16 protein-coding genes are annotated in these 19,380 nt (G+C 68.8%); 3 read left to right on the top strand and 13 right to left on the bottom strand.

The window, feature by feature from the left end; all coding sequences use genetic code 11:
• Nucleotides 1-25 precede the first annotated feature (25 nt).
• The 8 genes from ACZ402_RS13700 to ACZ402_RS13735 form a co-directional block, all read right to left on the bottom strand.
• Nucleotides 26-1,027, bottom strand: coding sequence for a LacI family DNA-binding transcriptional regulator (locus ACZ402_RS13700; protein ID WP_375823265.1), 1,002 nt, complete (start codon nucleotides 1,025-1,027; stop codon nucleotides 26-28).
• A 78-nt stretch (nucleotides 1,028-1,105) separates the two neighbouring features.
• Nucleotides 1,106-2,008 carry a sugar ABC transporter permease gene (locus ACZ402_RS13705; protein ID WP_375823264.1) on the bottom strand — a complete coding sequence of 301 codons (903 nt, stop codon included), beginning with the start codon at nucleotides 2,006-2,008 and terminating at the stop codon, nucleotides 1,106-1,108.
• The gene (locus ACZ402_RS13710) at nucleotides 2,008-3,600 is read right to left on the bottom strand and encodes an ABC transporter permease subunit (protein ID WP_375823263.1); all 1,593 of its coding nucleotides are present in this window, start codon (nucleotides 3,598-3,600) and stop codon (nucleotides 2,008-2,010) included. The genes ACZ402_RS13705 and ACZ402_RS13710 overlap by 1 nt, the downstream gene beginning before the upstream one ends.
• A 93-nt stretch (nucleotides 3,601-3,693) precedes the next feature.
• Nucleotides 3,694-4,953, bottom strand: a complete 1,260-nt coding sequence (locus ACZ402_RS13715) for a sugar ABC transporter substrate-binding protein (RefSeq protein ID WP_465272267.1) — start codon at nucleotides 4,951-4,953, stop codon at nucleotides 3,694-3,696.
• Nucleotides 4,954-5,065: 112 nt separating this feature from the next.
• Entirely contained in the window at nucleotides 5,066-5,848 is a 783-nt protein-coding gene (locus tag ACZ402_RS13720; protein ID WP_375823261.1) for an AAC(3) family N-acetyltransferase, read from the bottom strand.
• 100 nt (nucleotides 5,849-5,948) lie between these two features.
• Nucleotides 5,949-6,758, bottom strand: a complete 810-nt coding sequence (locus ACZ402_RS13725; protein WP_375823260.1) for a MerR family transcriptional regulator — start codon at nucleotides 6,756-6,758, stop codon at nucleotides 5,949-5,951.
• A gap of 216 nt (nucleotides 6,759-6,974) precedes the next feature.
• Nucleotides 6,975-7,130: a hypothetical protein gene (locus ACZ402_RS13730; protein ID WP_375823259.1), complete on the bottom strand. Its 156-nt coding sequence runs from the start codon at nucleotides 7,128-7,130 to the stop codon at nucleotides 6,975-6,977.
• Nucleotides 7,131-7,200: 70 nt separating this feature from the next.
• Entirely contained in the window at nucleotides 7,201-10,824 is a 3,624-nt protein-coding gene (locus ACZ402_RS13735) for a replicative DNA helicase (RefSeq protein ID WP_375823258.1), read from the bottom strand.
• Between the two features lie 457 nt (nucleotides 10,825-11,281).
• Here ACZ402_RS13735 and ACZ402_RS13740 point away from each other — a divergent pair, with 457 nt between their 5' ends.
• Nucleotides 11,282-12,592 carry an MATE family efflux transporter gene (locus ACZ402_RS13740; RefSeq protein WP_375823490.1) on the top strand — a complete coding sequence of 437 codons (1,311 nt, stop codon included), beginning with the start codon at nucleotides 11,282-11,284 and terminating at the stop codon, nucleotides 12,590-12,592.
• A 63-nt stretch (nucleotides 12,593-12,655) separates the two neighbouring features.
• On the opposite strand, the gene rplI is transcribed toward ACZ402_RS13740, so the two are convergent.
• The 5 genes from rplI to ACZ402_RS13765 all read right to left on the bottom strand — a co-directional run bounded on the left by rplI (nucleotide 12,656) and on the right by ACZ402_RS13765 (nucleotide 16,996).
• Nucleotides 12,656-13,102, bottom strand: a complete 447-nt coding sequence (gene rplI / locus ACZ402_RS13745; protein ID WP_047230914.1) for a 50S ribosomal protein L9 — start codon at nucleotides 13,100-13,102, stop codon at nucleotides 12,656-12,658.
• A gap of 19 nt (nucleotides 13,103-13,121) precedes the next feature.
• On the bottom strand, nucleotides 13,122-13,358 hold the full coding sequence (gene rpsR / locus ACZ402_RS13750; protein WP_021481584.1) for a 30S ribosomal protein S18: 237 nt from the start codon (nucleotides 13,356-13,358) through the stop codon (nucleotides 13,122-13,124).
• Nucleotides 13,359-13,459: 101 nt separating this feature from the next.
• On the bottom strand, nucleotides 13,460-14,005 hold the full coding sequence (locus tag ACZ402_RS13755; RefSeq protein WP_021481583.1) for a single-stranded DNA-binding protein: 546 nt from the start codon (nucleotides 14,003-14,005) through the stop codon (nucleotides 13,460-13,462).
• A gap of 154 nt (nucleotides 14,006-14,159) precedes the next feature.
• On the bottom strand, nucleotides 14,160-14,450 hold the full coding sequence (rpsF, locus tag ACZ402_RS13760; protein WP_009863694.1) for a 30S ribosomal protein S6: 291 nt from the start codon (nucleotides 14,448-14,450) through the stop codon (nucleotides 14,160-14,162).
• Nucleotides 14,451-14,602: 152 nt separating this feature from the next.
• Nucleotides 14,603-16,996: a transglycosylase domain-containing protein gene (locus ACZ402_RS13765; protein ID WP_375823257.1), complete on the bottom strand. Its 2,394-nt coding sequence runs from the start codon at nucleotides 16,994-16,996 to the stop codon at nucleotides 14,603-14,605.
• 414 nt (nucleotides 16,997-17,410) lie between these two features.
• On the opposite strand from ACZ402_RS13765, the gene ACZ402_RS13770 reads away from it, so the two are divergent.
• Both ACZ402_RS13770 and ACZ402_RS13775 read left to right on the top strand, forming a co-directional pair.
• Nucleotides 17,411-18,106, top strand: a complete 696-nt coding sequence (locus tag ACZ402_RS13770) for a PadR family transcriptional regulator (protein WP_375823256.1) — start codon at nucleotides 17,411-17,413, stop codon at nucleotides 18,104-18,106.
• Nucleotides 18,103-19,194: an inositol-3-phosphate synthase gene (locus ACZ402_RS13775; RefSeq protein WP_375823255.1), complete on the top strand. Its 1,092-nt coding sequence runs from the start codon at nucleotides 18,103-18,105 to the stop codon at nucleotides 19,192-19,194. Before ACZ402_RS13770 ends, ACZ402_RS13775 begins: the two co-directional genes overlap by 4 nt.
• Nucleotides 19,195-19,380 lie beyond the last annotated feature (186 nt).

Genomic DNA, 19,380 nt, shown 5'->3' on the forward strand with positions numbered 1-19,380 from the left:
GTGATTTCAGGCTCTGCAAGAACTTTCAGACAGTGCGGCGGGGTCCTGTGGATTCCCGGACGATGAGTTCGGGGCTGAAGACGTACTCGGTGCGGGAGGCCGGTATGCCGTTGATCTCGCCGACCAAGGCGTCGACGAGGGCGAGGCTCATCGCGGTGACCGGCTGGCGGATGGTCGTCAGCGGGGGCCAGGAGTGCCGCGCGACGAGAGAGTCGTCGAAGCCAACGACCGACAGGTCGTCGGGCACGTCCAGATCGTCGCGGCGGGCCTGAGTCAGAGCGCCGAGAGCGGTAACGTCGCTACCGCAGACGATCGCCGTGCAGTCCTGAGCCAACAGCGCTCGCGTAGCGGCGCTACCGCCGTCCTCGGTGAACGGGGCGCACTCGACCCTTGCGTCGGCTCCCACCGCCTCGGTCACAGCCTCGAACGCCTCGACCTTGCGGCGCGAGGAGACGAAGTCGACGGGCCCGGTGGCGAGACCGATCCTCTGGTGACCCATCGAGGCCAGGTGGCGGACCGCGAGAGCCACCCCGGCCTTGTCGTCGACGGAGAAGAATGCGGCATCGAGCCCTTCGCGGTGCCCGTTGACGAGCGCGAGCGGGATCCCGAGCTCTCGTAGCTGCTGGTATCGGGCCAGGTCGTGCGTGGTGTCGGCGTGACGTCCGCAGACGAACACGATCGCTGCGGCACCTGCCTCGAGGAGCATGTCAATGTACTCGTCCTCGTGCACGCCTCCATCGCTCTGCGTGCCGAGAACAGGCGTGAAGCCGCGGCGGGCGAGGTTCGATCCCAGTGCCTGGGCGAACGCCGGAAAGATGGGGTTGGAGAGCTCGGGCAGGATCAACCCGACCGATCGACCGCTGCGTCGCCGCAGCCGTGCCGGACGCTCGTACCCGAGCAGGTCCAGGGCCGTGAGCACCGCCTGCCTCTTGGCTGCGGCGACACCAGGGCGGTCATTCAGCACGCGACTCACGGTTGCCTCGCTGACGCCCGCCTGCGCGGCGATGTCTGAGAGCTTCGCCGTCATGGTTGCCAAGGCTAACATCGGGGACTTTCCGGGCCCTGTTGCCGTCGCGTCATCACAGCGTGCGCTGCTGGGGTCACGTCACTTCACGGCGCCGGCAGTCAGCCCGCCCACGATGTACTTCTGCAGGACGAAGAACAGCGTCACCACCGGGAGCGCGGCAAGCACGGCCCCGGCGGCAAAGACGGGCCAGTTGGCAGACGTCTGCTGGGAGACGAACTGGAACAGTCCCACTGCAAGAGTCTGGCGGTGCGGGTCGGTCAGCACGACGCTGGCGACCACGAACTCGCTCGTCGTGGCGATGAACGACAAGAGCCCCACGACCGCGAGCACCGGAGCCGACAGACGCATCACGATCGTGAAGAAGATCCGGGCGTGCCCGGCGCCGTCCAGCTTTGCGGCCTCGTCGATCGAGCTCGGGACCGTGTTGAAGAACCCGTAGAGCAGGTAGGTGTTCACGCCCAGAGCTCCCCCGAGGTAGACGAGGATGAGTCCGGACTGGGTATCGAGGCCGATCGAGGGGAAGACCTCGCTGATCGAGTTCATCAGCAGGAAGATCGCCACCACGCCCAGGAGCTGAGGGAACATCTGGATCAGCAGGATCGAGGTCAGTCCGAGCCGGCGTCCGCGGAACCGCATCCTTGAGAACGCGTAGGCCGCAAGGCCACCGAGCAGCACGGTGGCGGCTGCGGTGGTTAGCCCGATCACGAGAGTGTTCACGAACCACGCGCCGTACGGCTGGACCGGGTTGGTGAACAGGCTGACGTAGTTCGTCAGCTGGACGGACGCGAACAACGCGTTCGCGCTCACCAGGCTGCCGTGCGGGTTCAAGGAGGCCGAGACGATGTAAAGGATCGGGAACACCGCGACGACCGTGGTGACGATAGCCACGACGTAGCGGCCGGCCAGCGTGAGGCTGCGCCCACGGCGACGCCCGACCGAACTACGTGTGTGCTGGCGCTGCGTGGCAGGTGAGGTCAGCATCAGTGGATGTCCTCCAGAGCTCGGGTGCGGCGGAAGCTGATCACGGAGATCAGACCGACGAGGACGAAGACGATGATGGCGAACGCGCTCGCCAGGCCGTAGTCGCGCCCGCTCGTCTCACCGAAGGCGACCTTGTAGACCAGGGTGATGAGGATGTCGGTGGCGCCGACGTTCATCTCGCTCGAGATGTCCTGCGGGCCGCCCTCGGTCAGCATGTAGATGACATTGAAGTTGTTGAAGTTGAACGCGAACGCGGCGATGAGCAGGGGTGCCATGGAGACCATGAGGAGGGGGAGCTTCACGGCGCGAAAGACTGTCCACGCGTTCGCCCCGTCGACACGGGCTGCCTCGACGTACTCGTTCGGGATCGACTGCAGGGCCCCGGTCGCGACCAGGAACATGTAGGGATAGCCCAGCCAGAGGTTCACGACCAGGATGCTCACCTTCGCTAGCAGCGGGTCGGTCAGCCACGGGACTGCTGCGCCGCCGAGCAAGACCTGGTTGATGAACCCGAACTGAGAGTTGAGCAGACCACCCCAGATCAGCGCGGACAGGAAGGCGGGGAACGCGTAGGGCAGGATCACCAGGACGCGGAACGTGCGTCGGAACCGCAGGCGCGGCTCGTCCAAGACGATGGCGAGGAAGACCCCGATCGCGAACGTGCCCGCGACCGTGACACCGGCGAACACGAAGGTCCAGACCAGGACGGACAACAGCGGCCCACGGATGGACTGCTCCCCGAAGGCCCGGGCGAAGTTTTCCAGTCCGACGTTCACCTTCCAGCCCGGCATGATCTCTGCTCCGTCCGAGGCCGCGAAAGAGCCGCGGCCCGAGTCGGAGTAGACGACGCCCGTAGCCGTGTCGACGAAGGTGTCTGTGGCCTCGTCGTAGGTCATGGTGGAGGTGTAGAGGTACGCCTGGGAGCCGTCCGGGGTGCGCAGCACGCCCTCGTCGAGGTTCTCGTCGAGAGGGACGCTCATGGCGGCGATGCGCTGCTGGTCCGCCAGCATCTCGGCGAACCCGAGCGTCGCGTAGCCCGGGACCCCGACCGCACGTCCTTGGTCGAACGTCGCATCCGGTGCTGCACGCAGCGGGGTGTCCACGGTGCCGAGCGAAGCGCTCCCGTCAGGGTCGGTCACGAGAAACCACAGGTCTCCGGCGCGCTCGAGGACGACCATGTCGAGTGCGGGTGATCCCTCGACCCTTGTCACGGACTTGCTCTCGATGACCGCAATCGCGTCCTGCTTGCTCCCGACGTGCCCGTCGCCGTAGTTCGTGAAGGCGATGTAGGCGCTGAAGACGATGACGTAAACCTGGAACACGAGCAGGAACACGGTGCCCGGTACCAGGTACTTCGCGGGCAGCATCCCGGGGCGCAGGTACACGACGTTCACGGCCACAGCACCGAGAACCGCCAGTGCGGCGACCGGCCAGCGGCCATCCAGGGCGAGCACGCTCGATGCGTAGACGACCAACGCGTCCAGTACGGCCAGAGCGGCGATCTTGGCCAGCAGGACGGCCGGCCGGGAATGCTCGAGACCGCCTCGCCGTGGGGCGGCCGGGGGCGCGGGGCGGGAAATGGTGAGGGACATGCTGCTCCGTCGTACGTGGGGGGGTGGGTTGAGTCAGGACCAGACCGGGGCGCCCATGCACCGCGCCCCAGCCTGGGGTCCTGCAGTCCGGGCTCAGCCCGTGATGTCGGCCTGGATCTTGGCCGTCATGTCCGCCCACGCGGTCGCCGGGTCACCGGCGGTGTTGTTGATCAGCGCCGCCTCGGTGGCGCCCCAGTAGTTCCAGACGGCACCCATCTCGGGGATGTTCGGCATGGGCACCCCCGCCAGGCCCACCTCGCCGAACGCGGCCACGCTCGGGTCCTGCTCCGAGGCGACCTCGAAAGCACTCGTCAGCGCGGGCGGGCGACCGCCGGCAGCGAACAGGTCGAGCTGGACGTCCTCACGCCCGAGGTAGTTGACGACGAACTCGTTCGCGGCCAGAGCGTTCTGGCTCTTCGCGCTGATGAAGAAGCCCTGCACCCCGACGAACGGCGTCAGCGGCTCCGTCCCGGCCGGCGGGATCGCCTCGATCGCGTAGTCGATCCCTGCCTCGTCGAAGGCCGGGAGGTTCCACGGGCCAGAGAGCATGTACGGAGCCTTGCCCGCGGCGAACTCGTCGCGGGCGATATCACCGGTGACGTTCGTGTTCAGCGCGCCGGCGCTCCCCCACTCGACCAGCTTGGCAGCGAACTCGTTCCCGCCCGCACCACCGATGAGGAGCTGGGTCGGGTCGTAGTTGCCCTCGTCGTCAGTGCCGAACAACGGCGCACCCAGCGAGGTCTGCAGCGGGTAGAGGTGGTACGGATCCGACTCCGGACCCGACGGCACGAGCACCGGGTACGCCGCAGCACCACTGGCTACGACTTCCTGCCCCTTGGCAACCAGCTCGTCCCACGTCGCCGGCGTGGAGTCAGCCAGTGCGGTGTTGCGCAGCAGCGCGATGTTCTCCAGCGAGACCGGCAGCCCATAGGTCGTGCCCTCGTACGTCATGGCGCGCAGCGCGACCTCGGGGAACTCCTCAGCCTTGTCCCCGAGCTCGACCGGTGCCACCACCCCGTTCTGCACGAACTGGCCGAGCCAGTCGTGGCCACCGATGATGACGTCGGGGCCCTTGCCTGTGGGGACCTGCTTGACGAAGTCCTCCTTCATCACGTCCCCGTACTCCTTCTGCACGAGCTTGATCGCCACCCCCTTGTCCGCCTCGAACTGGGTGGCGATCTCCTTGAGCTCCTCGGCGCGGTTCGCATCGACCCAGACCGTCAGCGGTTGCGTCGAGGCCGAAGTTTGTTCCTCGGCGTCAGGGGTGTCTCCCGACGAGCAAGCGCCCAGAGCTCCTGCCATGAGCAGTGCCCCCGCGATCAGGCCAGCCGTGGCCCTTGTCTGCACCTTCATTGGTGTGCCTTTCTGCGTGTGCGTAGGACCGCAGGAGGCTGGACTGCCCTTGTCCCTCGCTCCGTGGCGGCCCTCGTACGATTGCAGAAACTTACAGCAACTGCAAGGGGTTTCACCCGCGTTCGTTGCTGAACCACTGTTCGGCGAACCGAACGAGGGCGCCCAGGCGCACTGCACGACACCTGGCGCGGCCAATGGTCACAGCAGTGACGGCACCCGGTTCGCTCTCGAGCGCATCCCCCGCCCGCGCAAAGTCAGCCGAAGACACCTTTGGCTCTAGCCAGCTGCACCACTGAGTGCCGCCGTCCATCTCGAGGCGAGCGCCGTTGCGGACGAGTTCTCGCGTGGCGCCAGCGGCCTTGAGCTCTGCGTGATGCAGCGCCGTGCACTTGTCGAAACCCACCCCTAGGAGGACAGCCATCGCATCGAGCTCGACCAGGCGATCCAGGGGCGAGTTGGGCCCGAACGGGTCCTGCAGGGGGTGGGTTCGAACGATGTGTTCCGCGAGCGGCCCCTGGGCGGCGAAGGAGCGATGCGGGTGCGGGCTGCGCCGAGTCGTCGGCTGCGCGCGAAAGACCTCGGCCAACGCCCCCATCGAACGCGTCGGCGTGAGGTCAACGTCGAACACCGGCAGCCCATCCCGGATCCTCGCCCGGGTCGCCGCGTCGCACGCCGGGTCGTCAAGGAAGTCCGGATCGCATAGCTGCCAGCTCTGCGCGGGCATCACCAACGTCCCCTCCTGGCCCACGACCTCCCGCAACGCCTGCAGGACCACCTGCTCGCCCCCAGGCACGACACCGAACGCAGACAGCGAAGCGTGCACGATCGCGACGTCTCCGCGTCCCAATCCCAGTGCGCGCAACCCCGTCACGATGTCGGATGACGAAACGAGCATCGGACTTTCAGATTCTGTAAGATGTTTCATACGGTCACTGTGCGGCACGCCACCGAGTGGCGTCAACGGGCGTCCGAGGGCACGCGCGGGAGTTCTGCGCTCAGTGCGTGGGCTCGACGGGGACGGCGACCTCCATGACCGGTCCCGTCTCCCCTGTCCCCCAGGACGGCAGGTAGATCTCTCTGTTGTCGCCCACCGGAACGTGTCCGGGAGCGGCCCGCCCGAACGACAGGAGATCGTGAATCACCACAAGCCGACTCTGGTCTTCAGCTCCGCTCGCGTCGAGCGCGACGAAGCACTCGAGATGGCGAGCGTCGGTTCGCAGGACGAAGCCCGGCGGAGGACGCAGGAGCTCAGCGACCGGAACCCAAGCGGTAATACGCGCGGCGAAGCCCTCCGTCGCTCGCTCGTGATACTCCACGAACGGAGGCCCCTCAAGGTCCACCTGGACCGACCGCAGCACCTGGAAGAGCGACTCCGTCGCCTCGGCGAGAACCCGAGGCAACTCGCCCAGCGTCGCCTCGCGGCCGCTGCCCAGCACCAGACGCCCCGGGACCTCCCGCAGATTCACCTCGAGGTCGAGGTGCGGACCGTCCGCGAGCACTGAGCGCACGTACTCCCCGGCCTCCAGCGACAACGCCAGCGACGCGCGTCTCTCGCTCCACAGCTCGTCGAACTGGCCCACGGCATCGGTCGCACCGAGCACGAGGTCCACCTCGCCCAACGACAGGCCCACCCCGCGCAACAGCCGGATCAGCCGCGCCCTGGGCACCTGGTCAGCACCGAGCATCCGCCGCGCGTCAGCCCCTTCTCGATGCGCCACGAGCAGTCCGCGGTCGGCGTACATCCGCACCGCCTTCTCGCTCAACCCCGCCGCGTGTGCGACCTGACCCGTCGTGTACTCGTCCATGCCTGCGACGCTAGATCGTGCCCTTGGGGAAGCCGCAACCCCAGGCGCCCAGGCTCGAGGAACGGCACCCGCCAGGCCAGTCATGCCGGCGCGATGACAGCGGACCACGCCTCTCCCGATCGATGATCGTCTCGTGGTCTTGCACGATCAGCAAGGTCCCCGACGAGACTCTGAGCCAGACGCGGTGTCGTACCGTGCTGCGGTGATCCGTCGGCCTCACACGCTCGTTGGCTGAGCGGCGGCGATGGCGAGCACGAATCCCCCCGGTGCGAGGGCGTATCCCACGTCGTCTCCCCAGGACTTGGCCACCGCATCCGCGAGCGGCTCCGCACCCAAAGCGATGGCCCGATCCAGCGTGGTCGGCGCGTCCATGACATCCAGGTAGAGCTCTGTCGGCTGACCGCCGCGCGCGGCACGCGGCGCTCTGGGGCGACTCAGGTTGCTACATCTGCATGTCGGCGAAGCGCTGGTAGTGACCTTGGAACGCGACGGTGATCGTGTCGGTAGGGCCGTTACGGTGCTTGGCGACGATCAGGTCAGCCTCGCCCGCGCGCGGCGACTCCTTCTCATAGGCGTCCTCGCGGTGGAGCAGGATCACCACGTCAGCGTCCTGCTCAATACTGTTGTGTGCGGCGATGCCGTTGGCGACGAAGTTGTGCCCGTCGAGGACGGTGGCGTCGTAGACCTGCTTCTCCCCCATCGGCTCGATCGAGACGACCTCGTCCCACAGGAGGTCGTTGACCGCCATGATCTCGAGCTCCTCGCTCTCAAGCACGGCCGCGATCTTGCCGAGGCGATGCCTCGACGGAGAGTTCTTCCACGGCGCGCTGCCACAGAACTGGGTCCCGATCGCTTCGGCGAACTCACGGTGCGTCATGCCGCGCTCGACGAGGATGTCGCGGACGTCGTCCCAAACCCGGCGCGGGACGGTGTCGACGTTCGTGTTGGCGCGCGTCTCGCGGATGATCGTCAGCAGCTTCTCGGCGATATCGCCTCGGTCGCCGTGCACGCCGATCTCCTGGAGGAAGCGGCGCTGGTCGTCCACCCCGCTCACGTCCAGCGTGTACCCGGGACGGTACGACCCCTTGGGTGTCGCCGTCCGTACACGCGTCGAGATGCCGAAGCGCAGCAGGAGGCGTGACAGCCCGTCGACGATCTCGCGCGAGGTCGAGGCGTAGTAGATCCGCCCGCTGCGCCCGTTCTTGTTGATCGTCACCAAGCCGTCCGTGGCCCAGATGTGCTTGATGAAGAGCGCGATCTGGCGCTTCGGCAGGTGGAAGACGCTCGTCGGGATGAACTTCTCGTGGCTGCGTGCGCCGAACAGCCCCATGTCGTCGAGCCACTCGGCGATCGGGTTCCGGCGACCCCTGGCGAGCCGGTAGGGCGCGGGGAGGCGCAGGGTCGTGACTCGGGCCGCGGCGTAGTCGTCGCGGATCGGGGTGATCCCGAAGGCACCCGCCGCCTCGGAGACGGTGGCGAGGTTCCGCTCGTCGATGGAGGCATAGCGGATCGGCTGTCGCTTCACGAACGACCCGTCGCCGAGGAGGTGAGCCAGCATGACGACCTTGCGGTCGTCCCACTCGAGGTTCCGTTCCGGCCCGGGGACGTGGCGCGGCACACCGATGCGCGACCCGACCTCCAGGTCTCCGAGCGCGGTCCAGCCGTCATAGGTGAGGAACGGGTGGTTCGCCGTCGCCTCGATCTCCTTGCCCGACGCCAGTCGCATCCGGAACACGGGCTTCACGCCCGTGGGGAACACGTGCGTGAGGTGGCGGCGGACGTACTGGAGCCGGTCGTTGAGCGCCCACACGGGGACGTCCTTGGCGTTGAGCGCGAAGAGTTCGCCCAGGCTCGTCTCTGCGCCGGTGTCGGCGCGCAGGATCTTCGTGTCCTCGGTGAGGCAACCCGACTCACGCAGGTCGCTCATCTGCGGCTTCTTGTCTCCACGCTGCTCCGGACCGCGGTTCAGCTGCGAGATCGCGATGACCGGGACCTCGAGCTCCTTCGCGAGGAGCTTCAGCGCACGCGAGAATTCCGAGACCTCCTGCTGGCGCGACTCGACGCGCTTGCCGGAGCTCATGAGCTGGAGGTAGTCGATCACGACGAGCTTGAGGTCGTGACGCTGCTTGAGGCGCCGGCACTTCGCCCGGATCTCCATGAGCGACATGTTGGGCGAGTCGTCGATGAACAGCGGCGCCTCCGCCACCTTGCCCATGGTCGACGCGAGCTTCTGCCAGTCCTGCTCGTCCATCTTCCCGGACCGCATCCGCGTCAGCGGAACCCGCGCCTCCGCGGCCAGAAGTCGCATGGTGATCTCGTTGCGGCTCATCTCCAGCGAGAAGATGACGGACGCCATCTGGTGGTGCACCGCGGCGTGAGTCGCGACGTTGATGCCGAGCACGGAGTTGTGCGTCGGCACCATCGATCGTCCTGCCAGGTACAGGTGCGAGGGATGGTCGACCTCGACGCAGCGCACCGGCACCGACTCGACCCGGCGGACGTCGACGACGAACCGTGACGTGGGCCGCGCGGTGCCCGGGCGACGACGCTCCTTGTGGACGAGGCGCTTGCGCTCCAGCCAGAACACGTCGTCCTCGGTCGTGAAGGTGATCGTGTACGCCGTCGACGACGCCTCGGTCCGCCCCTTCACGGTCTTCGTCGACCATCCCGTGCGGTACCCGAGCGACAGGATGAGCTCACGCGTCTCGCGTGCGAGCCGCTCGTTCGTCAGGCTGATCTGGACGCTGCCCTGCGGCATGACGGTGCCGTCGGTATCGAGCAGACCCGCCAGGAGCTCCCGGCGCTGGGACTCGCTCGCGCGGAGGTACGCAGCCGGGATGTGGTCGGTTCCCGACGCACCGGGCGCGCGCAGGTCGTCCGCGTCCGGCCGCGCGACGTAGCCCAGCCCCTCGAGCCGCATCGCGATCTCGGGGTCGGCGGACGTGAACTCGGCGCGTCGGGAGCTGCCGTCGCCCAGCCAGACCCCGAGTGCATAGGGATGGATCGGGAGGTCGGCCTCGGGAAGGTCGAGCGGCGCCGCGGTGGCGATCGAGTGGTTCGCGCGCCGGTCGGCCGTCGCGGTCCGGACCGTGGCGGCGAGCTCCTCGGTCGTGCGCACGGACGACTCAGGCGTCTCGCCGGCGCGTGCCGCGCGCCGCTGGGCGCGGGTCGAGGTCACCCACTGGTGCTGCGCGTCCGCGACGATCACCGTGCCGTCGTCGAGCTCGACCTCGTAGCACGGGCGGTCGACCATGACCTCGGTCGCCCCGACGACGCGCGTGGGTGTTCCGTCCGCGGACACGAGCAGGTCGCCGACCGCGACGTCGCCCATCGTCGTCCAGCCCGACGGCGTGACGAGGGGCGTGTCGAGGGCGAGGGCCTTGCCGATGGCCGGTCGCGCCGCGACGACGATCATCTGGCCGGGGTGCAGACCGTTGGTGAGCCGGTCGAAGTCGGAGTAGCCGGTGGGGACGCCGGTCATGCCCTCGCCGCGGCCCTGGGCCGCCTCGATCTCGTCGAACGTCGGGCCGAGGATCTCCGAGAGCGGAAGGTAGTCCTCGGTGGTCCGACGCTCGGTGACGGCGTAGACCTCGGCCTGGGCGTTGTTGACGATCTCGTCGACGTCGCCGCCGTCGGTCGCGTAGCCGAGCTGGACGATGCGCGTGCCGGCCTCGACGAGGCGCCGGAGCACGGCGCGCTCGCGCACGATGCGCGCGTAGTACCCGGCGTTCGCGGCGGTCGGGACGCCAGCCATGAGGTCGTGGATGTACGGGGCGCCACCGATGCGCTGGAGCTCGCCGCGCTTGGTGAGCTCCGCGACGACGGTGATGGCGTCGGCGGGCTCGCCGCGGCCGTAGAGGTCGATGATCGACTCGTACACGACCTCGTGCGCGGGACGGTAGAAGTCGGAGCCGCGGATCTGCTCGATGACGTCGGCGATGGCGTCCTTGGACAGCAGCATGCCGCCGAGCACGCTCATCTCCGCCGCGACGTCCTGGGGCGGTGTCCGGTCGAAACCTGACGGCCCCGGGCCCCCGTAGCTCTCCTCGAGCTCCTCGATCGACATGCGCCCCTCGCTCCCCCGAAGCCGCCACGACCCACGAGGGACCGCGCGACCGGGACAAACCTTCGTCGTACACGTGTTCTACCGCGGGCCACCCACACGACTGTCCCGGTGACCGCGCCTCCCGCCTCCGACAGGCACGACCCCGCGACACTAGAACGCCGTCCTGCAGGCCGCAAACGACCCTGTGCACGCCCGGTGGACAGGGACCCCCGAACCTGTGGACACAGTCCCCGTCACTGTGCACACCCGGTGGATAACCGTGTGGACAACGTCACGATCTCCCTGTGTACATCAGCGCGAGGGGCCTCTGACCAGCCTCGTCACTACCCTCAGGGGTGTGGAAGAAAGAAAGTCCGACGACACGCCGACGACACGCCGGACACCGCCCGGCCACTCCGGCGACACCCGGACGCCACCCGACCCCGCGCCGTCGTCCACAGGACGCCGCACCCGCTCCCTGCTCGACCGCGAGATCCTCGCGCTCGCCGTCCCCGCCCTCGGCGCGCTCGTCGCGGAGCCGCTCTTCGTCCTCGTCGACAGCGCCGTCGTCGGCCACCTCGGCACCGCGCAGCTCGCCGGGCTCTCGCTCGCCTCGACGCTCCTGGTCACCCTCGTCGGGCTGTGCGTCTTCCTCGCCTACGCGACCACGGCCGCCGTCGCCCGCCGCATCGGCGCCGGGCACACGCGCGAGGCGCTCCAGTCGGGCGTGGACGGCCTGTGGCTCGCCGTCGGGCTCGGCGTGCTCCTCGCCGCCGCCCTGTGGGCGACCGCGCCCTGGGCCGTCGGGGCGATGGGCGGGACGGGCGACGTCGCCGAGCACGCCGTCGTCTACCTGCGCTGGTCCGCCCTCGGCCTCCCCGGGATGCTCCTCGTCCTCGCCTCCACGGGCGTCCTGCGCGGCATGCAGGACACGAAGACGCCCCTGTGGGTCGCGGCAGGCGGCGCGACGTTCAACGCGGTCCTCAACGTCGTCCTCGTCTACGGTGCGGGCCTCGGGATCGCCGGCTCGGGCATCGGGACGGCCGTCGCGCAGCTCACCATGGGCGCGGTGCTCGTCGTCGTGGTCGTACGCGGCGCGCGCCGCCACGGCGCGTCCCTGCGCCCCGCGGCCGGCGGCATCTGGTCGAACGCGCGCGCCGGGGCGCCGCTCTTCGTCCGCACCCTCTCGCTGCGCCTCGCGATCCTCCTCACCGTGTTCGTCGCGACCGGGCTCGGCGAGGTCACGCTCGCCGGCTACCAGGTCGTGAACTCCGTCTGGGGGCTCGCCGCCTTCGCCCTCGACGCGCTCGCCATCGCCGCGCAGGCGCTCGTCGGCCACGGGCTCGGGGCCGACGACGTCCCGCGCGTCCGGGCCGTCCTGCGCCGCACCCTGCAGTGGGGGGTCGCGGCGGGCGCAGCCCTCGGGGTCGTCATGGCCGCGGGCGGCTGGTGGTTCGCGCTGCTCTTCACGTCCGACCTGGAGGTGCGCGCCGCGGTGGCGGTCGGCATGGCCGTGTGCGGGCTGCTCCTGCCCATGGCGGGCTGGGTGTTCGTGCTCGACGGCGTCCTCATCGGCGCCGGAGACGGCCGGTTCCTCGCCTGGGCCGGGATGCTCACGCTCGTGGTCTACGTGCCGTTCGCCCTCGCCGTCCGGCAGTGGGCGCCCGACGGCGCAGCGGGCCTCGCGTGGTTGTGGCTCGCCTTCGCGGGGGTCTTCATGGCCGCCCGCGCCGTCACCACGGGCCTGCGCGCCCGGGGCAGCGCCTGGATGGTCACCGGGACGGCGTGAACAGCACCAAGGCCCGGCCCCTCCGAGGAGGGACCGGGCCTTCGAGGACTGCTCAGCAGCAGATCAGGCAGCGACGACCTTCACCGCGAGGGTCGCGGAGACCTCCGGGTGGAGGCGGACGGAGACCGTGTAGTCCCCCGTCGCCTTGATCGGCTGGCCGATCTCGATCTTGCGCTTGTCGACCGACGCGCCCGCGGCGGTCACGGCGGACGCGATGTCCGCCGTCGTCACGGCACCGAAGAGGCGACCGGCAGCGCCGGCCTTCGCCTCGACGACGACCGGCTTCGACTGCAGCGAGTCGCGGATCGCCTTCGCGTCGTCGAGCGACGCGATCTCGCGGGCCTTGCGCGCCTTGCGGATCGCAGTCACCTGCGACTCGGCGCCCTTGGACCACGGCGTGGCGAGCTTGCGCGGGACGAGGAAGTTACGGGCGTACCCGTCCTTCACCTCGACGACGTCGCCGGGCTCACCGAGACCGGTGACCTCGTGGGTCAGGATCAGCTTGGCCATGAGTTCTCTCCCTTCCCGCTCAGCGAGCCGTCGACGTGTACGGCAGCAGCGCCATCTCGCGCGCGTTCTTCACCGCACGGGCGATCTGGCGCTGCTCCTGGACGGAGACGCCGGTCACGCGACGCGCACGGATCTTGCCGCGGTCGGAGATGAACTTGCGCAGCAGCGCGGTGTCCTTGTAGTCGACCGACTCGATCTTGGCCGACTTCAGCGGGTTGGACTTCTTCTTGGGCTTGCGCACCACAGGCTTCGCCATGGTGTTGCTCCTCTACAAGGTGCGATCCCCGCGCGCGGTCCGCACCGGCGAGCGGTGCGGCACCCACGGGGACGGGTGTGTGTTCTGGGAGTGGCGGGCGATCAGAACGGGGGCTCGTCGGAGAACGAACCACCGGACGACGCGGGGCCAGCCGTGGCCCACGGGTCGTCGCTCTGCTGCTGACCGCCGCCGGAGCTGAATCCGCCGCCGGAGGCGCCGCCGGAGTTGGCGCCACCTCCGTAGCCGCCACCGCCGCCGAAGCCGCCGCCACCGCCACCCGAGCGCTGGGCGCGGGTGACCTTCGCGGAGGCGTAGCGCAGGGAGGGACCGATCTCGTCCACCTGCAGCTCGACGACGGTGCGCTTCTCCCCCTCGCGGGTCTCGTACGAGCGCTGGACGAGGCGGCCCTGCACGATGACGCGCATGCCCTTCGTCAGCGACTCCGCGACGTTCTCCGCGGCCTCGCGCCAGATCGAGCAGCGCATGAACAGGGTGTCCCCGTCCTTCCACTCGTTCGACTGGCGGTCGAAGGTCCGCGGCGTCGACGCCACCGTGAAGTTGGCCACCGCCGCACCCGAGGGGGTGAAACGCAGCTCCGGGTCTCCCGTGAGGTTCCCGATCACCGTGATGACGGTGTCACCTGCCATAGCCAGCTCCTTCGTGTGTCGTCTGTGTCGTCGACGGCGCCGTGCGCCTCGCTCGTAACGTTCTCGCGTCGCTCATCCCACCACGCGGCGCCCACACGCGCTAAGGCGTGCAGCATCCCGGTGCAGGACGGTCGAACGGGGGACGCGGGGAGGATCAGCGAGCGTCCGTGCGCAGGATCTTGGTCCGCAGGACGACCTCGTTGAGGCCGAGCTGACGGTCCAGCTCCTTGGCGGTGTCGGAGGTCGACGTGAAGTCGACGACCGCGTAGATGCCCTCGGACTTCTTGTTGATGTCGTACGCCAGGCGGCGACGACCCCAGATGTCCACCTTGTCGACGGAGCCGCCGTCGGTCTTGATGACCGACAGGTACTTGTCGAGCGACGGGGCGACGGTGCGCTCCTCGATCTCGGGGTCGAGGATGATCATCAGTTCGTACTGACGCATGCGGATAACCCACCTCCTCTGGTCTTCGCGGTCACGGTCTCTCCGTGACAGGAGGGTTCATGCTTCATGCTGCTGCCGTCCGACGGGCGGACGGCAGCTCCCCAGGGTACCCGCTCGGCGCGGAACGCTGGAAATCTGCGGAACGGCCGAGGTCAGGGGTTGTTGCCGTTCCCGCCGCCGCCCCCGGGCCCGCCACCGCCGGGATTCTCCGTCTCCGTCGGCGACGGGTCAGGGTTCTCGGGGTCCGGCGGCTGCTGGCCCGGGTCCGTCCCCTTCGAGACCACGAGCGCGATGGTCGACCCTGGTGGGACCTCGGCGATCGACGACTGGCTGATGACGAAGCCGCGCGGCTGCTGGTCGGAGAACTCCTCGGTGATCCGCACCTTGAGCCCTGCCGCCTCGAGCTGGGCGCGCGCGGCCCGGCTCTCCATGCCGACGACGCTGGGCACGGTAACGTTCTCCGGCTGCTCGGGCTCGACCGGCTCCTCCGGCTCCGTGCCCTCGGTCGGCGTCTCCGTCGGGGTCTCGGTGGGCGTCTCCGTCGGCTGCGGCTTGGGCGGCGTGTACGGCAGGAACTCGCCGACCGGCAGGTTCGCCGTGGCGGCCTGCATGTACGACGTCCACGCCTCGACCGGCCACGAACCACCCGTCATCTCCGGGTTGCGCATGTCGGCCCAGCGCCCGAACGGCGTGATCTGCTCCTGCTCACCGTTCGGACCGTTCTGGTACAGGCCGACGACGGTCGCGAGACCCGGCGTGAAGCCGGCGAACCAGGCGGACTTGTTCTCGTTCGAGGTCCCGGTCTTGCCGGCGGCCGGGCGGCCGAGAGCCTGCGCAGGCTCACCCGAGCCCTGCTCCACGACCTGCGACAGCGCGTACTGCGTGGCCGCCATGGTCTCGGTGCTGAACTCCGCCGCACGGTCTTCCGCACCGGGCGCCTGGTACCTGAGGTTCCCGCGAGAGTCGACGACCTTCGCGACGATGTGCGGGGTCGACTTCTGCCCGCCGGCCGCGATGGTGGCGTAGGCGTTGGTGAGCTCGAGCGGCGTCACCGTCGCGGTTCCCAGCACGTTGGCCGCGTTCGCGAGGACCTCGGTCTTGTCGGAGATGCCCAGTCGGTGCGCCACCTCGGCGGTCTTGTCCGGACCCGTCTCGATGTTGAGCTCCGCGTAGACGGTGTTCACGGAGTTTGCCGTGGCCTTGACCAGGTCGACGTTCCCGTACGACGCGTCGCCGAAGTTCCGCACTTTCCAGTCGTTGCCGTCGTTGGCGCCCGGGAACGTCTTGGGGCTGTTGCCGTCGTAGCGCTCGTCGAGCGTGTGATCGTTCTCCAGCGCCGCGATGAGCGTGAACGGCTTGAACGTCGAGCCGCCCTGCGCAGCGCCCTGGGTCGCGTCGTTGAAGGGCTTGCTGAGATAGTCGGCACCACCGTAGAGGGCACGGATGGAACCGTCGTTGGGGTCGATCGACACGATGGTGGCGCGCAGGTTGGGCGAGACCGGGTTGTCGTCACCGCGCGACTCCTGAGGCAGAGCGGCGATCGTGTCCTGAGCGGCCTTCTGCATGGTCGGGTCGATCGTCGTCGTCACGCGGTAGCCACCGGTGAGGAGGTCCTCCTCCGTGATGCCGATCTTGTCGAGCTCCTTCTGCGCTTCCACGAGCAGATAGCCCTGCGGTCCGCCCAGCTTGTCGGACTTCACGTACTCGTTCGGCATCGGGAACCCGGCGCCGACCGCCTCGTCGAACTGCGCCTTGTCGATGTGCCCGTCCTTGAGCATGTTGTCGAGCGTGCGCTTCCAGCGGTACGTCGCCTGGTCGAGGTCGTTCGCCGGGTCCCAGTACGTCGGGTTCGGGATGATGCCCGCGATCATGGCCGACTGCGAGACCGTGAGGTCGGCGGCGTTCACGCCGTAGTACTTCTGCGCAGCGGCCTGGATGCCGTTGGCTCCACGGCCGAAGTAGATGGTGTTGAGGTAGTTGCCGAGGATGTCTGCCTTGTCCTGCTGCTGCGTGATCTTCAGCGCGAGGATCGCCTCGCGAGCCTTCCCGACGTAGTCGGTGACCGTGTTCGTGTAGTAGCGCTCGACGTACTGCTGCGTGAGCGTCGAGGCACCCTGGCGGTCGCCGCCCTGGAGGTTGTTGAGCAGCGCGCGCCCGATGCCCTTGACGTCGACTCCCGAGTTGGTCCAGAACGTGCGATCCTCGGACGCGACGACGGCGTTGCCCACGTGGTCCGGCAGCGTCGCGAAGTCGACGAGCGTGCGATCCTCGGAGGCGAACGTGCCCATCTCCGTCGTGTCGTCCCCGTAGTAGACCGTGGAGGTCTGCTTGGTGACACCGGGAAGCGTGCTCGGCACCTCGGTCGTGAACCATGCGGCGACGAGCACGCCCGCGACGAGCGCGACGCCAGTCAGCATGGTCCCGACGACGACGCGCCACGACGGCAGCCAGCGACGGAAGCTCTTGACGTGCGAGCGCGGGTAGTTGAAGAACCGACGGCGCCCGCGGGGGGTCGTCCGTCCGTTCGTCCTCGTGGATCGCGCCACGGTCTACCTTCCTCTGGGGGGCAACGGGAAGCCGGCTCCACGTCGTCCGCGGACCTGCTCGTGGCCCGCCGCGAGCGGACCACCTGCCCGACGGCGCGTCCCCGCCTCGAGCGCGGGACGTCGTCGGGCACGGGGGCGGCACACGCCGGACCACCCTGAACAATAGGGCGTCACCCTGTCGGGACAAGGGCCTGCCGCCGTGACAGCGCGATCGTGCGCCATTGATTCGCCGCGGCGTCCCGCCGCCTCCGCGGGTCCTTCACATCTGTGGCGCGATGCGCGACACTCCCCGAAGATTGCACGACACATCGAGACGACCTAACCTGTCGATGTATCGACTCGATACATCGAGTCGACCATCAGGTCACAGCGAGCCCGCCGCGGCACGCCCGAGGAGCGTCAGGAGGTGGGTTCGTGCGCAGCAAGACGCCGGTGCTCGAGACCGCGATCCTCGGCCTCCTCAAGGAGTCGCCCCTGCACGGGTACGAGCTGCGCAAGCGGCTCAACCTCATGCTCGGGTCGTTCCGCGTGCTGTCCTACGGCTCGCTGTACCCCGCCCTCAAGTCGTTGGTGGCCCGCGGGCTCATCAGCGGCACCGAGCAGTCCGCGGCGCAGTCGACGCTCGCGCCCGCCCTCTCGGGCAAGCGCGCGCGGATCGTCTACGAGCTGACCGCCGAGGGCAAAGAGCACCTCCAGAGCGTGCTGGCCTCGTCGGGGCCGGCCGCGTGGGAGGACGAGAGCTTCGACGTCCGGTTCGCGTTCTTCGCGCAGACCGACGCCGAGACCCGCATCCGCATCCTCGAGGGCCGGCGCACCCGGCTCACGGAGAGGCTGGAGGCGGTCAGAGAGTCCGCGGCTCGCACCCGCGAGCGGCTCGACGAGTACACGCTCGAGCTGCAACGTCACGGACTCGAGCAGGTCGAGCGCGAGGTGCGCTGGCTCGACGGTCTCATCACCACCGAGCGCGACCGGAGCTTCGGGCACTCCCGGAGCACCACCCGTGCGCGGTCCAGCAGCACCCCGCATCCTGCGGAAACTTCCGAGCAGGAGCCCGACGGCGCAAGGCGACCCGAGGACCCTGGAACATCGAACACCAAGGAGCGAGGATGACCTCCATCCGCGTCGCCATCGTCGGAGTAGGCAACTGCGCATCGTCCCTCGTCCAGGGCGTGCACTTCTACCGTGACGCCGACCCGAGCAGCACCGTCCCGGGCCTCATGCACGTGCAGTTCGGCGACTACCACGTGTCGAGCCTGGAGTTCGTGGCGGCGTTCGACGTCGACGCGAAGAAGGTCGGCTTCGACCTGTCGGAGGCGATCAACGCCTCGGAGAACAACACGATCAAGATCGCGGACGTCCCGCCGCTCGGCGTGACCGTCCAGCGCGGCCCGACCCTCGACGGCGTCGGCAAGTACTACGCGCAGACGATCGAGGAGTCGGACGCGGAGGCGGTCGACGTCGTCGCCGCGCTGCGCGAGGCGCAGGTCGACGTGCTCGTCTGCTACCTCCCCGTCGGCTCCGAGCAGGCCGCGAAGTTCTACGCGCAGGCCGCGATCGACGCGGGCGTCGCCTTCGTCAACGCCCTGCCCGTCTTCATCGCGTCCGACCCGGAGTGGGCCGCGAAGTTCGAGGAGGCCGGCGTCCCGATCGTCGGCGACGACATCAAGTCGCAGGTCGGCGCGACGATCACGCACCGCGTGCTCGCGAAGCTCTTCGAGGACCGCGGCGTCGTGCTGGACCGCACGTACCAGCTCAACGTCGGCGGCAACATGGACTTCAAGAACATGCTCGAGCGCGAGCGCCTGGAGTCCAAGAAGATCTCCAAGACGCAGGCCGTGACCTCGAACCTCGAGGGCCCGCTCGGCGGCAAGAAGGAGGACCGCAACGTCCACATCGGCCCGTCGGACTACGTCGCGTGGCTCGACGACCGCAAGTGGGCGTACGTGCGCCTCGAGGGCCGCGCGTTCGGCGAGGTCCCGCTGAACCTGGAGTACAAGCTCGAGGTCTGGGACTCCCCCAACTCGGCCGGCATCATCATCGACGCCGTGCGCGCCGCGAAGATCGCCAAGGACCGCGGCGTCGGCGGCCCGATCCTCTCGGCCTCGACGTACTTCATGAAGTCCCCGCCGGTCCAGATGGAGGACACGAAGGGCCGCGCGCAGCTGGAGGCCTTCATCGCCGGTGAGGTGGAGCGCTGATCCGGAGCGCAGCGAAGGTTGAGGGCCCGGCACGCTTTTCGCCGGGCCCTCGGCCGTAGCGGAGCGCAGGACCAGCGCGACCAGCAAGGTCGAGCGCTGATCCGGAGCGCAGCGAAGGTTGAGGGCCCGGCACGCTTTTCGCCGGGCCCTCGGCCGTAGCGGAGCGCAGGACCAGCGCGACCAGCA

It is taken from the genome of Cellulosimicrobium sp. NPDC030954 (assembly GCF_055571305.1).

Coding starts and splice junctions, on each gene's coding strand:
- rpsR (WP_021481584.1), bottom strand. CDS start 13,358: ATGGCGAAGCCTGTGGTGCGCAAGCCCAAGAAGAAGTCCAACCCGCTG.
- rpsF (WP_009863694.1), bottom strand. CDS start 14,450: ATGCGTCAGTACGAACTGATGATCATCCTCGACCCCGAGATCGAGGAG.
- rplI (WP_047230914.1), bottom strand. CDS start 13,102: ATGGCCAAGCTGATCCTGACCCACGAGGTCACCGGTCTCGGTGAGCCC.
- ACZ402_RS13725 (WP_375823260.1), bottom strand. CDS start 6,758: ATGGACGAGTACACGACGGGTCAGGTCGCACACGCGGCGGGGTTGAGC.
- ACZ402_RS13700 (WP_375823265.1), bottom strand. CDS start 1,027: ATGACGGCGAAGCTCTCAGACATCGCCGCGCAGGCGGGCGTCAGCGAG.
- ACZ402_RS13735 (WP_375823258.1), bottom strand. CDS start 10,824: ATGTCGATCGAGGAGCTCGAGGAGAGCTACGGGGGCCCGGGGCCGTCA.
- ACZ402_RS13710 (WP_375823263.1), bottom strand. CDS start 3,600: ATGTCCCTCACCATTTCCCGCCCCGCGCCCCCGGCCGCCCCACGGCGA.
- ACZ402_RS13730 (WP_375823259.1), bottom strand. CDS start 7,130: ATGGACGCGCCGACCACGCTGGATCGGGCCATCGCTTTGGGTGCGGAG.
- ACZ402_RS13775 (WP_375823255.1), top strand. CDS start 18,103: ATGACCTCCATCCGCGTCGCCATCGTCGGAGTAGGCAACTGCGCATCG.
- ACZ402_RS13755 (WP_021481583.1), bottom strand. CDS start 14,005: ATGGCAGGTGACACCGTCATCACGGTGATCGGGAACCTCACGGGAGAC.
- ACZ402_RS13715 (WP_465272267.1), bottom strand. CDS start 4,953: ATGAAGGTGCAGACAAGGGCCACGGCTGGCCTGATCGCGGGGGCACTG.
- ACZ402_RS13720 (WP_375823261.1), bottom strand. CDS start 5,848: ATGCTCGTTTCGTCATCCGACATCGTGACGGGGTTGCGCGCACTGGGA.
- ACZ402_RS13705 (WP_375823264.1), bottom strand. CDS start 2,008: ATGCTGACCTCACCTGCCACGCAGCGCCAGCACACACGTAGTTCGGTC.